Source organism: Micromonospora sp. NPDC047548, assembly GCF_040642975.1.
Taxonomy (GTDB): Bacteria; Actinomycetota; Actinomycetes; order Mycobacteriales; family Micromonosporaceae; genus Micromonospora.
This window is the reverse complement of the sequence record NZ_JBEYTI010000020.1, coordinates 68,668-81,666: the sequence shown is the minus strand read 5'-3', so window position 1 is coordinate 81,666 and position 12,999 is coordinate 68,668. Positions and strand designations below refer to the sequence as shown.

At 74.4% G+C, this 12,999-nt stretch carries 16 protein-coding genes and 1 riboswitch; of the genes, 11 read left to right on the top strand and 5 right to left on the bottom strand.

What is annotated here, in order from left to right; translation table 11 throughout:
- Window positions 1-36 precede the first annotated feature (36 nt).
- Together ABZ807_RS20765 and ABZ807_RS20760 are read right to left on the bottom strand one after the other, a co-directional pair.
- Window positions 37-510, bottom strand: coding sequence for a hypothetical protein (locus ABZ807_RS20765; RefSeq protein WP_357160302.1), 474 nt, complete (start codon window positions 508-510; stop codon window positions 37-39).
- Window positions 511-627: 117 nt separating this feature from the next.
- Complete coding sequence (locus ABZ807_RS20760; protein ID WP_357160210.1) at window positions 628-969, bottom strand: antibiotic biosynthesis monooxygenase; 342 nt, start codon at window positions 967-969, stop codon at window positions 628-630.
- Between the two features lie 27 nt (window positions 970-996).
- On the opposite strand from ABZ807_RS20760, the gene ABZ807_RS20755 reads away from it, so the two are divergent.
- From ABZ807_RS20755 to ABZ807_RS20720, 8 genes are read left to right on the top strand one after another with little or no spacing between them, the layout of a single operon-like run.
- On the top strand, window positions 997-1,254 hold the full coding sequence (locus tag ABZ807_RS20755) for a DUF6703 family protein (RefSeq protein WP_357160207.1): 258 nt from the start codon (window positions 997-999) through the stop codon (window positions 1,252-1,254).
- A 54-nt stretch (window positions 1,255-1,308) separates the two neighbouring features.
- On the top strand, window positions 1,309-2,253 hold the full coding sequence (locus ABZ807_RS20750) for a metal ABC transporter substrate-binding protein (RefSeq protein WP_357160204.1): 945 nt from the start codon (window positions 1,309-1,311) through the stop codon (window positions 2,251-2,253).
- Window positions 2,250-3,011, top strand: a complete 762-nt coding sequence (locus tag ABZ807_RS20745) for an ABC transporter ATP-binding protein (RefSeq protein ID WP_357160201.1) — start codon at window positions 2,250-2,252, stop codon at window positions 3,009-3,011. The genes ABZ807_RS20750 and ABZ807_RS20745 overlap by 4 nt, the downstream gene beginning before the upstream one ends.
- Window positions 3,012-3,013: 2 nt before the next feature.
- A complete protein-coding gene (locus ABZ807_RS20740; protein ID WP_357160198.1) occupies window positions 3,014-3,880 on the top strand; it encodes a metal ABC transporter permease in 867 nt (288 codons plus the stop codon).
- 43 nt (window positions 3,881-3,923) lie between these two features.
- Window positions 3,924-4,223: a metalloregulator ArsR/SmtB family transcription factor gene (locus ABZ807_RS20735; RefSeq protein ID WP_357160195.1), complete on the top strand. Its 300-nt coding sequence runs from the start codon at window positions 3,924-3,926 to the stop codon at window positions 4,221-4,223.
- A gap of 53 nt (window positions 4,224-4,276) precedes the next feature.
- On the top strand, window positions 4,277-4,669 hold the full coding sequence (locus tag ABZ807_RS20730; RefSeq protein ID WP_357160299.1) for a Fur family transcriptional regulator: 393 nt from the start codon (window positions 4,277-4,279) through the stop codon (window positions 4,667-4,669).
- A 51-nt stretch (window positions 4,670-4,720) separates the two neighbouring features.
- A complete protein-coding gene (locus tag ABZ807_RS20725; protein ID WP_357160192.1) occupies window positions 4,721-5,326 on the top strand; it encodes a hypothetical protein in 606 nt (201 codons plus the stop codon).
- A 9-nt stretch (window positions 5,327-5,335) separates the two neighbouring features.
- A complete protein-coding gene (locus tag ABZ807_RS20720) occupies window positions 5,336-5,503 on the top strand; it encodes a hypothetical protein (protein WP_357160189.1) in 168 nt (55 codons plus the stop codon).
- A gap of 133 nt (window positions 5,504-5,636) precedes the next feature.
- Here the strand turns inward: ABZ807_RS20720 and ABZ807_RS20715 are convergent, their stop codons facing one another.
- The 3 genes from ABZ807_RS20715 to ABZ807_RS20705 form a co-directional block, all read right to left on the bottom strand.
- A complete protein-coding gene (locus tag ABZ807_RS20715; RefSeq protein WP_357160186.1) occupies window positions 5,637-7,607 on the bottom strand; it encodes an acyl-CoA dehydrogenase family protein in 1,971 nt (656 codons plus the stop codon).
- Between the two features lie 317 nt (window positions 7,608-7,924).
- Window positions 7,925-8,674: an SIS domain-containing protein gene (locus ABZ807_RS20710; RefSeq protein WP_357160183.1), complete on the bottom strand. Its 750-nt coding sequence runs from the start codon at window positions 8,672-8,674 to the stop codon at window positions 7,925-7,927.
- 110 nt (window positions 8,675-8,784) lie between these two features.
- Complete coding sequence (locus ABZ807_RS20705) at window positions 8,785-9,615, bottom strand: alpha/beta hydrolase (protein ID WP_357160180.1); 831 nt, start codon at window positions 9,613-9,615, stop codon at window positions 8,785-8,787.
- A gap of 84 nt (window positions 9,616-9,699) precedes the next feature.
- A riboswitch (TPP riboswitch) is annotated at window positions 9,700-9,805 on the top strand.
- Between the two features lie 73 nt (window positions 9,806-9,878).
- Between ABZ807_RS20705 and ABZ807_RS20700 the strand changes: the two genes are divergently transcribed.
- From ABZ807_RS20700 to ABZ807_RS20690, 3 genes are all read left to right on the top strand, one after another.
- Entirely contained in the window at window positions 9,879-10,463 is a 585-nt protein-coding gene (locus tag ABZ807_RS20700) for an ECF transporter S component (RefSeq protein WP_357160177.1), read from the top strand.
- A 120-nt stretch (window positions 10,464-10,583) separates the two neighbouring features.
- The gene (locus ABZ807_RS20695; protein ID WP_357160296.1) at window positions 10,584-11,999 is read left to right on the top strand and encodes an ABC transporter ATP-binding protein; all 1,416 of its coding nucleotides are present in this window, start codon (window positions 10,584-10,586) and stop codon (window positions 11,997-11,999) included.
- Between the two features lie 132 nt (window positions 12,000-12,131).
- Window positions 12,132-12,932, top strand: a complete 801-nt coding sequence (locus ABZ807_RS20690) for an energy-coupling factor transporter transmembrane component T (RefSeq protein ID WP_357160174.1) — start codon at window positions 12,132-12,134, stop codon at window positions 12,930-12,932.
- Window positions 12,933-12,999: the final 67 nt, after the last annotated feature.

The window sequence follows — 12,999 nt, the reverse complement described above, 5'->3', positions numbered from 1 at the left end:
GCGGCGTCCCGAGCCCAGCAGAATACCGGGCACGGCTCAGCTGATCCCGCAGACCTCCATGTCGCCGGTCTGCTGGTCCGGCGCGAGGGTCACCTTCTGGGTCTCCCGGAAGCCGCCGCTGAACGTGACGTCCACCGGCACGGTGAGCGCGTTCGGGTCGACCTTGCCCACCCGGTAGGCGGCGACCGCGGGCTCGGCGGCCACCCGCTGGGTGAACTGCGCCCGGGACTCACGTCGCCGCGCGTCGTCGCAGAGCTTGTCGTACGCCGCGCCGTACTCCTTGCGCTCCAACGCGCGGTAGTAGGCGTCGGTGACCGTGTGCCCCTGCTCCTCGATCGCCCGGACGTTGCTGACGGTCAGGCCGACCAGGGCGGCGCCGCCCCCGCCGCAGCAGATCAGCAGGGCGAGCGCCCCGACGCCGAGGCCCAGCAAGAGCCGCTTCCGGCCGCCCTCGGTGGGCGGCGCGGCGAACGGCGGGGCCACTCCCGGGCCGGGCGGCGGGCCGGGCACGCCCGGATCGGCCGGCATCGCCGGTGGCGGGGAGCCGTCCGGGCCGGGCGTCGCGGGGTACGGCGGTGGGGCTGCCGGGCCGGGTGCGGTCATAGGTGAAGGGTAGTGCCCGCAGGTTCAGCGGTGCGGACTCGCGGCCCGATCGCTGCTGACCACCACGACGTCGCCCTCCGGGGCGGCGCTGGCGAGCGTCTCGTACGCGGACGGCTCGTCGAGCGACTCGGCGAGCAGCGGCACCGCCGCGATCTTGACGTCGAACCCGCCCAGCGCCCGCCGGTACGCCCCGACCGACTCCCACTCGGTGACCAGGCACCAGTGGGCCGGGTCGTCGAGCGCGCGCAGCAACTCGCCGCGCAGGTAGCCGGGGCGGGCGGCGAGCGCCGCGAGGGCGGCGTGCGCGCGGGCGACGAAGTCGTCCGCGCGCACGACCTCGACCACGAACCGGTTGGTCACCAGCACCGGCGTCCTCCTCGTAGAGTCTGTGGGATGCAGCGTACGCAGAGCCCCCTGCTGGTCCGGCTGGCCCGGGCCAATCCGACGTCGGTGTTCCTCGCCACGCTGGTGCTGGTGCTGGCGGCGCTCTTCGCGCCCGGCCCGGTGGGCGGCGTGCTGCTGCTGGCGCTCGCCGCCGGGCTGAGCTGGCTGCTGGTGACCACCTGGCCGGTGCAGGCGCCGCAGACCCGGATGATCCGGCTGCTGATGCTGACCCTGCTGGTCGCGGTCGCGCTGGCCAAGCTGCTCTGACATGCACTCATGCGTTTTTGACAATCATTTCCGTTATCACGGACAGTTGCAGTCATGAACATCCGCTCCGCTCCGCGCGCCCTGGCCGCCGTCACCGCACTGCTCACCCTCGGCGGCGCCGCCGCCTGCTCGCCGGGCGGGGCGGGCGGCGACCCGCAGCGGGTCGACGTGGTGGCCGCCTTCTACCCGTTGCAGTTCCTCGCCGAGCGGATCGGCGGCGACGCGGTCACCGTCACCAACTTGGCCAAGCCGGGCGCCGAGCCGCACGACCTGGAGCTCAACCCGCGCCAGGTCGGGCAGGTCGGCGAGGCGGAGCTGGTCGTCTACCTCAAGGGCTTCCAGCCGAACGTGGACGAGGCCGTGGACCAGAACGCCGGCGACCGCGCCTTCGACGTGGCGACGGTGCAGCCGCTGCTGACCGCCGCGGCCGGCGGCCACGACCACGAGGGTGAGGCCGGTCACACCGAAGAGCGGATCGGCGGCCTCGACCCGCACCTCTGGCTCGACCCGACCCGGCTGGCCGCCGTCGGCGACCAGCTCGCCCAGCGGCTCGGCCGGGCCGACCCCGACCGGGCCGCCGACTACACCGCCCGGGCCGGAACGCTCCGCGGCGAGCTGGCGACGCTCGACGCCGAGTTCGCCGCCGGGCTGAAGACCTGCCAGCGCCGGGAGATCGTGGTCAGCCACACCGCCTTCGGCTACCTCACCGAGCGCTACCAGCTGGAGCAGGTCGGCATCACCGGCCTCACCCCCGACACCGAACCCTCCCCGAAGCGCCTCGCCGAGGTCGCCGCGGAGGCCCGCGCGCACCGGGCCACCACGATCTTCTTCGAGACGCTGGTCAGCCCGAAGATCGCCGAGACCATCGCCGCGGAGGTCGGCGCGAAGACCGCGGTGCTGGACCCGATCGAGGGGCTGTCGAACGACTCCGGCGGGGACTACCTTTCGGTGATGCGCACCAACCTGCAGACCCTGCGTACGGCGTTGAGCTGCTCGTGACCGCGCCCGTCATCACCGTCACGCACGGGGTGATCGGCTACGACGGCCGACCCGTGCTGCGGGACGTCTCGCTCACCGTCACCGCCGGCGAGGTGGTCGCCGTCCTGGGGGCCAACGGCTCCGGCAAGTCCACCCTGATCCGCGCCGTACTCGGGCTGGTCCCGCTGGTCGCCGGCTCCGTCGAACTGTTCGGCACCCCGCTGCGCCGGTTCCGGCAGTGGCGGCGCATCGGGTACGTCCCGCAGCGGCTCGGCGCCGGCGGTGGCGTACCGGCCACGGTGCGCGAGGTGGTCGCCTCCGGCCGGCTGGCCCGCCGGGGCATGCTCCGCCCGCCGGGGCGCGCCGACCGGGAGGCGATCGACGACGCGCTGCGCGCGGTCGGGCTCGCCGACCGGGCCGCCGACCCGGTCGCCACCCTCTCCGGCGGCCAGCAGCAGCGCACCCTGATCGCCCGGGCCCTCGCCGGCCGGCCGGAGCTGCTGGTGCTCGACGAGCCGACCGCCGGGGTCGACGCGGCCAGCCAGGAGGCGTTCGCCACGGCGCTGCGCGACTTCGTCGCCGACGGCGGCACCGTGCTGCTCGTCGCCCACGAGCTGGGCCCGCTGCGACCGCTGATCAGCCGGGCGGTGGTGGTGCACCAGGGTGGGATCTGCCACGACGGCGCGGTGCCCGAGCCCGCCGGACACCACGCGGAGCCCGACCACGACCACGTGCACCCGCACGGTCCCGACGAGCCCGCCGGGCTCTGGAGCAGCTGACCATGGAACTCTTCCAGCACACCTACATGCAGCGCGCGCTGATCGGCGCCCTGGTCATCGGCCTGGCCGCCCCGGCGCTCGGCATCTACCTGGTGCAGCGGCGGCTGACCCTGATCGGCGACGGCATCGGTCACGTCGCGCTGACCGGTGTCGGCGCCGGGCTGCTGCTCAACCGCTCCCCGGTGCTGGTGGCGGTGGTCGTGGCGACCCTCGGCGCGATCACCATCGAGCTGGTTCGGGCCCGCGGGCGTACCTCCGGCGACCTGGCGCTGGCGTTGCTCTTCTACGGCGGCATCGCCGGCGGGGTGATGCTGGTCGGGCTCTCCGACGCCACCAGCGCCAACCTCGTCGCGTACCTGTTCGGGTCGGTCCTCACCCTCTCGGCGGCCGACCTGATCACCATCGTGGTGCTCGGCGCGGCCATCCTGATCACCACGCTGGCGCTGCGCCCGGCGCTCTTCGCGGTCTGCCAGGACGAGGAGTACGCCCGGGTCTCCGGGCTGCCCGTCCGGACGCTGAACCTGCTGCTGGCCGTGGCCACCGCGGTCACCGTCACCATCGCCATGCGGGCGGTCGGGGTGCTGCTGATCAGCGCCCTGATGGTGGTGCCGGTGGCCACCGCGCAGCAGGTCACCCGGGGTTTCCGCAGCACCATGACGGCGGCCATGGCGCTCGGCCTCTTCGCGGCCGGGGCCGGGGTCTGGGTGGCGGCCACCGCCGACACCGCCCCGGGCGCCTCGGTGGTGCTGCTGGCGATCGCCTCGTTCCTGGTGGTCGCGCTCGCCGCCGCCGGCTGGCGGCTGCTGCGCCGGCGGGCCACCCCGGCCGGCGCGCCGGCGCCCGAGCCGCACGAGGTCGTGCTCCGGTGACGCCGCTCCGCGACCTGTCGGTGGTATTGGTTACCGTTGCAGGGTGACCGGCACGAACGGGTACGAGGCCTACGAGGGCGCGGGTGAACTGCTCCGCGCCCTCGCCGCCCCGATCCGGCTGGCGATCGTGAGCGAGCTGGCGCAGGGTGAACGGTGTGTGCACGAGCTGGTGGAAAAGCTCCGGGCCCCGCAGCCGCTGGTCTCCCAGCACCTGCGGGTGCTGCGCGGCGCGGGGGTGGTCCGCGGCTCGCGGCGCGGCCGCGAGATCGCGTACGCCCTGGTCGACGAGCACGTCGCGCACATCGTGGCGGACGCGGTGAGCCACGCCGGGGAGGGGTCATGAGCGAGCGCAGCGAGCGAATCATCGGGCGCAGCGCGGTGCAGCCTCGCGACGGCATGAGCGAGGGGACGCTGCGCAACACCCGGCAGCGCACGGCGGTGAGCGCGCTGCTCGCCGAGGTGGAGGGCTTCCACAGCGCGCAGGACCTGCACGCCATGCTCCGTGACCGGGGCGAGCGGGTCGGGCTGACCACCGTCTACCGCACCTTGCAGGGCCTGGCCGACGCCGGCGAGATCGACGTGATGCGCCCGCCCGGCGGGGAGCACCTCTACCGCCGGTGCAGCGAGGGCCACCATCACCACCTGGTCTGCCGGGCCTGCGGCCGTACGGTCGAGGTGGCCGGACCGGCCGTGGAGACCTGGGCCGAGCGGGTCGCCGCCCAGCACGGGTACGCCGACATCAGCCATACCCTGGAGATCTTCGGCACCTGCCCGGAGTGCGCCGGCTGACGTCCCCGTTCAGGGGTGCCGGCCGCGCCGCCCCGTGGCACGCTGTCCGGCGTGAAGATCTACGCCGATCGCTTCCCCGTCGCCCTCCGCCAACTCCTCACCGACCTGCTCGTCGTCGCGTGGGTGTACGCGGCGGTCCGCTTCGCCTGGTGGGTGCACGACCTGGTGCAGAAGCTCGCCGTACCCGGACAGAAGCTGGAAGGGGCCGGCGGTGGCCTCGCCGACAACCTGGCCGACGCCGGCGGCAAGGTCGGCCGGGTGCCGCTGGTCGGCGACGAGCTGACCGCGCCGTTCGAGCGCGCGGCCGAGGCGGCCCGCGCGGTCGCCGACGCCGGCCGCGACCAGCAGGAACTGGTCGGCCAGCTAGCCCTGGCGCTGGCCATCGCCGTGCTGGTCTTCCCGCTCGGCCTGGTGCTCTTCGGCTGGCTGCCGCTGCGGGTGCGCTGGATGCGCCGGGCCGCCTCGGCGAAGGCGCTGGCCACCGCCCCGGCCGGGCGGGACCTGCTGGCGCTGCGCGCGCTCGCCGGGCAGCCGCTGCGCAAGCTGACGAGGATCGATCCGGACGTGGCCGAGGCGTGGCGACGTGGCGACGACGCCACCGTCGACGCGCTCGCCGCGCTGGAGCTGCGCCGACTCGGCCTGCGCGGCGGCCGCTAGGGTGTGGCGGTGCTGTACTTCCTGATCGTCGTCGCCGTGCTGCTGCTCGGGTACGCCGCCGTCCTGGTGAGCTTCGTCCGCAAGGGGCGGAAGATCCCACCCGCGGCCTATCTGGTGCTCGCCGCCCTCAACGGGTTGATCCTGGCCGGGGTGCTGGCCTGGGCGATCGCCCGCTGACCGCTCGCGACGCCCCCGTCCGGATCGCGCGCCGTCGCGGTATGCGCCTGCAGGATGCGGCAGGTCGCGGTGTCCAGACGGCCGGACAGCGCGACCTGCCGCATGCCGTGACGGGCCGCCAGGGCCGACGGTGTCAGCCCTGTCGGGGGATGCGGCGGCGGACGTCCGGCGTGGTCGACGGGCCGGGTGACCAGTGCGCCACCCAGGGCGCGTCGGCCGGCGGGGTGAGCACGCCCTCCTCCAGGGCGGCGTACCGGCCGGCGAGGATCCGCTTCGCCGCCGCGACGTCGAGGGAGTCGGTGTTCTCCCACAGCGCACGGAACAGCTGGTCGACCCGGACCCGGGCCTGCCGGCAGAACAGGTCGGCCAGCTCGAGGTTCTCCGGGCGGGTGTCCCGCTCCGCGTACGCCCGGACGCAGACCGCGGACATCGCGAACAGCTCCGCGCCGATGTCCACCACCCGGCCGAGGAACGCCTGCTTGCGTTCCATCTTTCCCTGCCAGCGGGACATCGCGTAGAACGTCGAGCGGGCCAGCTTGCGGGAGTACCGCTCCACCTGCCGCAGGTGGCCGGCGAGCGGGCCGAACTCGCCGTACGCGTTCGGGCTCTGCCCCCTGCCCACGGCGAGGGTGGGCAGCCACCTGGCGTAGAAGGCCCCGGCCCGCGCCCCCGCCCTCGCCTTGCGGCCGAGGCCGGCGTCCGGGTCGATGATGTCGCCGGCGACCGAGAGGTGCGCGTCGACCGCCTCCCGGGCGATGAGCAGGTGCATGATCTCGGTGGAACCCTCGAAGATCCGGTTGATCCGCAGGTCCCGCAGCAGTTGCTCGACCGCAGCCGGGCGTTCGCCCCGGGCGGCGAGCGAGTCGGCCGTCTCGTAGCCGCGCCCGCCCCGGATCTGGATCAGCTCGTCGGCGATCTTCCAGGCCATCTCGCTGGCGTAGAGCTTGACCAGGGCCGCCTCGATCCGGATGTCGTTGCGGTCGTCGTCGGCGAGCAGGCAGCAGAGGTCGAGCATGGTCTCCATGCCGTACGTGGTGGCGGCGATGAAGGCCAGCTTCTGGGCGACCGCCTCGTGCTCGCCGACCGGCCGGCCCCACTGAACCCGGTCGACGGCCCACTCCCGGGCCACGTTCAGCGACCACTTTCCCGCGCCGACGCACATCGCCGGCAGTGACAGCCGGCCGGTGTTCAGCGTGGTCAGGGCGATCTTCAGCCCCTTGCCCTCGCCGCCGATGACGTTCTCTGCGGGCACGAAGACGTCGTGGAACCGGGTGAGGCTGTTCTCCAGGCCGCGCAGGCCGACGAAGGCGTTGCGCCGCTCGACGGTGATGCCCTCGCTGTCGCCGTCGACCACGAACGCGGTGATGCCGCCGCGCCGCCCCTCGGCGGCCGGCACCCGCGCCATGACCACCAGCAGGGTGGCCACGGTGCCGTTGGTGGCCCAGAGCTTCACGCCGTTGAGCCGGTAGCCGGTGCCGTCGCCGGTCGGCTCGGCGGTGGTGGCCAGCCGGGCCGGGTCGGAGCCGACGTCGGGCTCGGTGAGCAGGAACGCGGAGACCTCCCCGGCGGCCAACCGGGGCAGGAAGCGCTGCTTCTGCTCGTCGGTGCCGAACATCTTCAGCGGCTGCGGCACGCCGATCGACTGGTGGGCGGAGAGCAGCGCGCCGATCGCCGGGCTGACCGAGCCGGCCAGCATCAGCGCCCGGCAGTAGTGCAGGTTGCTCAGCCCGAGGCCGCCGTACTTCCGGTCGATCTTCATGCCGAACGCGCCGAGCCGGGCCAGCCCCTGGAACACCTCGTCCGCGATGGACGCGTCCCGCTCGATGGCGGCGCCGTCCACCTCGGACCGCAGGTACGCCCCGAACTCGCCGAGGAACTGCTCGGCCCGCGCGTCGTCGTCCGGGTCGGAGTGGGGCCAGGGCTGGATCAGGTCGAGCCGGAACCGGCCGAGGAAGAGTTCCTTGCCGAAGCTGGGCCGGTCCCAGGCGGCCTCGCGGGCCGCCTCGGCGACCTGGCGGGCCTCCTTCTCGGAGACCTGGCCCGCCTCGCCGGGGAGCGGCCCGGCGCCGTCCTGGGCGGGTCGGCTGTTGTGCGTCGTGGTCACGGCTGCCCCCTCGAACCTCGGTCCGGATGCGTCAACGTGCTCGACACGAGCAACGCTACCCCCGGGTGTTACCCAGGGGTAGCGTTGCGTGCACGTCGGATTTCCCGGCCTGTGACCGGTGCGGCCCGGTCAGCCGCCGGCCGGCACCTGCGGGTCGTCATCGTCGTCGTCGATGTCGTCCTCGCCCCAGTTGCGCCCGGCGAACGGCAGGAACACCCAGGAGGTCAGGAACCACAGCGCGGTGAGCGCGACTGTCGGCGGGGCTCACCCCGCCGGCAGCAACGCCATTGCCCTGGCCGGGCGGGCGCGAAACCGGCTCACGAACCCCGGCGGATCCGGCCGGCGTACCGGGCCTCCAGCGCGGCGTTGTGCTCGTCGCCGCCGGTGATGTTGGCCGACAGGTAGACCGGGGGCCGCTCCCCCGCCGCGATCAGCCGGGCCACCGTCTCGGCCACGATCTGCTGGGCCAGCAGGGCCGCCGTGATCGAGGAGACCGCGCCGACCGCGCCGCCGTCGGGCAGCGGCAGGGTCGCGTCACCGTACGGGGCGCCGTTGTCCAGCACCACGTCGGCGAAGTCGGCGAGCTTGCGCCCGGACGGGTGGCGCGAGTCCATCCGTCCGGAGTGCAACGCCGAGGTGATCGCCACCAGTCGGTGCCCACGCTCGGCGACCAGCGACGCGAACTCCACCATCGCCCCGTTGACCCCGGAGTTGGAGGCCAGCACGAAGATGTCCGACGGGCGGACCGGGGCCAGGTCGTAGAGGCGGTGCGCCACCGCGGGGTCGCGCTCCAGGTGCGGCCCGAGGATGCTCGCCGGTTCCCCGCCCAGCAGCACCAGGTCGCGCAGCGCGATCCGGTTGGTCGGCACCAGTCCACCGGCCCGGCCGGCGATCTCCATCGCCAGGGCCTCGGAGTGGCCGGTGCCGAAGGCATGCACCACCCCGTCGGCGCGCAGCGCCTCGGCGATCAGGTCGGCCGCCCGGCCCACCGCCTCCCGCTGGCTGGCCGCCACCCGGCCGATCGTCTCGGTCACCACCGCCAGGTATGCCTCGGCGCTCACCGTCATGCGTTCCTCCGTCCGTTCGTCGGTCCTGCTCGTCGCCCGGGTCGGGCCCCGCCGCCGGGCCGCCCCGGCCGGGAGTACGCCACCCGCCGTGGCGCGCCCCGCCGGGCGGCTCAGGCCAGGTCGCGTACCCGGGCCAGGATCGCCTCGGCCAGCGGGGCCGGCGCCTCGTCGGGGATCCAGTGGGTGACGCCGGAGAGCGCGACGAACCGGTACCGGCCCGTCACGTGGCTGGCACAGGCCTCGGCGGCGGTCCGACCGATGGCGACGTCCCGGTCGCTCCAGACGAAGGTGGTCGGCACCGCGACCGGCCCGGTCCGCGCCAGGTCGGCACCGGACATGGCCCGGTACCAGTTCAGCGCGCCGGTCAGCGCGCCCGGCTCACGCATCGGCTCGGCGTACCGGGCCACCCGCCCGGCGTCGCCCACCCCGGAGAGCAGCTTGCGCAGGGCGGCCGCGTTCAGGGCCAGCAGCACCTTCTCGGCCCTGCCCGCCTGGCGGAACAGCACCATGTACGACGAGCGCGCCTTCTGCCGTGGGTCGTTGGCCAGCGCGTACGACATCGCGGCCGGATGCGGCACGGAGACGGCGGTCAGCGTGCGGACCCGCTCGGGGTGCCGCGCGGCGAGACCCCAGGCGACGACGGCGCCCCAGTCGTGCCCCACCACGTGGGCCGCCTCGACACCCAGCGCGTCGAGCACCGCCGCCGCGTCCTCGACCAGCTCCGGCAGCCGGTAGGCGGCCACCTCGGCCGGCCGGGCGCCCGGCGAGTAGCCCCGCTGGTCCGGGGCGTACGTGCGCAGTCCGGCGGCGTGCAGCGCCGGCACCACGTCGTCCCACTCCCCGCCGTGTTGCGGGAAGCCGTGCAGCAGGAGGACGGGATCGCCGCCCTCCGGGCCGCCGGTGCGTACCTCGAACGTCAGCCCTCGCGCCTCGACCCGCATGATCGGCAGCCTACCCAGCCCGGCGGTCGTCCACCCGGGCTGACGGTGGCCGGGGCCGAGCTGTTAGCGTCGACGAGACAACTTCATATCCGACAGGGGAGCGCACAGCGCTGAGAGTGCGGGCACCGCCCGCAGACCCTCGAACCTGATCTGGGTAATGCCAGCGCAGGGAGTTCGGTCGACCTCCAGCCGCGCCGCCGTCCGGTCCCAACCGGGCGCGGCGTGCGTCTTCTCCTGGTTCATGCATCTGGACTGGGAGCAACATGAACATCACCGACAGCAACCGGTGGCGCACCATCGACATCGTCATCGCGGCGGTCCTCGGGGTAGCCTTCGGCATCATCTTCTGGGCCTGGGGCCTGCTCTGGAACGGCCCCGCCGACGCGATCCCGCTGCCCGGCCGGGCGGTCATCTACGGCGTCTGGCTGGTCCCCGCCGTCCTGGGCGGGCTGATCATCCGCAAGCCAGGTGCCGCCTTCTTCACCCTCACCGTCGCGGCGCTGCTCTCGGTGGCGCTGGGCAGCAGCTGGGGCTGGACGCTGGTCGTCCAGGGTCCACTGGAGGCCGCTGCGGCGGAACTCGCCTTCGCGGCCTTCGGGTACCGCAACTTCCGGCTGCCGGTCGCCCTGCTGGCCGCCACGCTGGCCGGCCTGGCGGCGGCGATGTACGACGTCTTCGTCTGGTACCCGGAGACCGCGTGGGGCAGCTTCCGGCTCCCCTACATCCTGATCACCAGTGTCAGCTCGCTGGTGGTCGCCGGCCTCGGCGGTCTGGCCCTCACCCGCGCCCTCGCCCGCACCGGCGTGCTGGACCGGTTCCCCGTCGGCCGCGAACGCGCCGCCATCTGACCGCGCTGCTGCGCCCCCGCTTCGTTGATCAATGAGGTTGCGTCAACGGGAGCCACCGTCGTGACGCAACCTCTTGATCACCGGCCGGGAGCCGGGGTGGCCTGTGAGAAGGGGGTGCCGGTGGGCGCGGTGGAGGTCCGGGGGTTCGGCTGGCGGCACGCCGGGCGCAAGGCGTGGGCCGTGCGGGGAGTGGACCTGCGGGTCGAGACCGGGGAGCGGGTGCTGCTGCTCGGCCCCTCAGGGGCGGGCAAGAGCACCCTGCTCGCCGCGCTGGCCGGGCTGCTTCCGGAGGACTCCGGCGACCAGGAGGGCACCGTCGAGATCGACGGGATCGACCCGCGCAAGGACCGGGAACGGGTCGGCATCGTCTTCCAGGACCCGGAGTCCCAGCTGGTCATGGCCCGCTGCGGCGATGACGTCGCGTTCGGGTTGGAGAACCGCGGGGTGCCGGCCGGGGAGATCTGGCCGCGGGTGGACGAGGCGCTGCGCCGGGTCGGCTTCCCGTACCACCGGGACCGGCCCACCGCCGCGCTCTCCGGCGGCGAGCAGCAGCGGCTCGCCCTGGCCGGCGCGCTCGCCCTGCGCCCCGGCCTGCTGCTGCTCGACGAGCCGACCGCCAACCTCGACCCGGCCGGCGCGGCGCTGGTCCGGCAGGCCGTCGCGGGAGCACTCGACGCCGAGACCACCCTGCTCCTGGTCGAGCACCGGGTCGCCGAGGCGTTGCCGCTGGTCGACCGGGTGGTCGTCCTCGAACCGGGCGGCGGGGTCCGGGCCGACGGCCCGCCGGGCGCAGTCTTCGCCGCGCACGGCGACGCGCTCGCCGCCGCAGGGGTCTGGGTGCCGGGTCACAGCGTGCCGCGCCGCCGGGCTGCCGGCCCGGCCGGGGAGCTGTTGCTCACCGCCGACCGGCTCGGCCTGCCGCCCCGGCTGGCCCCCACCGACCTTCCGGTACGCGCCGGCGAGGCGCTCGCCGTGCTCGGGCCGAACGGCGCCGGCAAGTCCACCCTGGCCCTGCTCGTCGGTGGTCTGCTCCGCCCCGGCACTGGCCGGGTCACCGCGACGGCCGCGCTGGCCGGGGCGGATCATCGCACTCCCCCGCACCACTGGCGGGCGCCCGCGCTGGCCCGCCGGATCGGCTCGGTCTTCCAGGACCCGGAGCACCAGTTCGTCACCGCCACGGTCTTCGACGAGCTGGCGCTCGGTCCACGCCGGATCGGCCAGTCCGAGTCGGCGGTGAAGTCCACCGTGGACGGTCTCCTGGACCGGCTCGGCCTGGCGCGGCTGGCCGGGGCCAACCCGTTCACCCTCTCGGGCGGCGAGGCGCGGCGGCTGAGCGTGGCGACCGCTCTGGCCACCGCGCCCCGCCTGCTGATCTGCGACGAACCCACCTTCGGCCAGGACCGGCGGACCTGGGCGGAGCTGGTCGACCTCTTCGCCGAGCTGCGCGACGCCGGGCACGGCGTCGTCACGGTCACCCACGACCCGGACTTCGTCGCCGCCCTCGCGGACCGGACGGTCACCCTGGAGCGCCCATGATCAGCCGAGATCCCGTCGCCGCGCCCAGCACCGGCACGGACCGGACGGTCACCCTGGAGCGCCCATGATCAGCCGAGATCCCGTCGCCGCGCCCAGCACCGGCACGGACCGGACCGCCATGCTGGAACGCCCATGATCAGCGTTGAACCGGTCGCCGCGCCCGGGGCGCCGCTGGCCCGCCGCAACCCGGTGGCGAAGCTGGCCGCCGCCCTGGTCTTCTCGTTCGTCCTCATCGCCACCCTGGACCCGGTGGCCCCGGCGATCGCCATCGCGATCGAGCTGGCGGTGCTGCCGCTGTTCGGCATCCGCTACCGGGTGCTGGCCGGGCGGGCCTGGCCGGTGCTGGCCGGTGCCGCCGGCATCCTGGTCACCCTGGTGCTCTTCGCCGCCGACCGCTCCGGCCGGGTTTTGGTCGAGGCCGGCCCGGTCCTGGTGACCGAAGGGGTGCTGCTCACCGCGCTCGGCCTGGTGCTGCGAATGCTCGCGGTGGCGCTGCCCGGGATTATCGTCTTCGCCACCACCGATCCGACCGACCTGGCCGACGCGCTGATCCAGAACGCGAAGGCGCCCGCCCGGTTCGCCATCGGCACGCTGGCCGCATTCCGCCTGGTGCCGCTGCTGGAACAGGAATGGCAGATGATCAGCATGGCCCGGCGGGCCCGGGGCGTGGACGCCGGCCGGAATCCGCTGGCCAAGCTGCGGCTCTTCGTGTCGACCGCGTTCGCCCTGCTGGTCGGGGCGATCCGCCGGGGCACCCGGCTGGCGGTCGCGATGGACGCCCGCGGCTTCGACGCCGGCACCCCGCGTACGGTCGCCCGGCGGCAGCGCTTCACCACCGCGGACGGGCTGCTGGTGGTCGGGGCGGGGGTGCTGGCCGGCGCGGCGCTGGCGGTCAGCATCGTCCTCGGCACCTTCCGCCCGCTGCTCGGCTGAGGACCGAGCGGCAGGACCGGCGGCGGAGGTCGTGATCGACGGGGACAGCAGGGCGTCACCGCGTGCG

Excerpts from the sequence above, each read along its gene's own strand:
- ABZ807_RS20755 (WP_357160207.1), top strand. The coding sequence starts at position 997 with ATGCAGCGTACGCAGAGCCCCCTGCTGGTCCGGCTGGCCCGGGCCAAT.
- ABZ807_RS20750 (WP_357160204.1), top strand. The coding sequence starts at position 1,309 with ATGAACATCCGCTCCGCTCCGCGCGCCCTGGCCGCCGTCACCGCACTG.
- ABZ807_RS20740 (WP_357160198.1), top strand. The coding sequence starts at position 3,014 with ATGGAACTCTTCCAGCACACCTACATGCAGCGCGCGCTGATCGGCGCC.
- ABZ807_RS20730 (WP_357160299.1), top strand. The coding sequence starts at position 4,277 with ATGAGCGAGGGGACGCTGCGCAACACCCGGCAGCGCACGGCGGTGAGC.
- ABZ807_RS20710 (WP_357160183.1), bottom strand. The coding sequence starts at position 8,674 with ATGACGGTGAGCGCCGAGGCATACCTGGCGGTGGTGACCGAGACGATC.
- ABZ807_RS20705 (WP_357160180.1), bottom strand. The coding sequence starts at position 9,615 with ATGCGGGTCGAGGCGCGAGGGCTGACGTTCGAGGTACGCACCGGCGGC.
- ABZ807_RS20700 (WP_357160177.1), top strand. The coding sequence starts at position 9,879 with ATGAACATCACCGACAGCAACCGGTGGCGCACCATCGACATCGTCATC.
- ABZ807_RS20690 (WP_357160174.1), top strand. The coding sequence starts at position 12,132 with ATGATCAGCGTTGAACCGGTCGCCGCGCCCGGGGCGCCGCTGGCCCGC.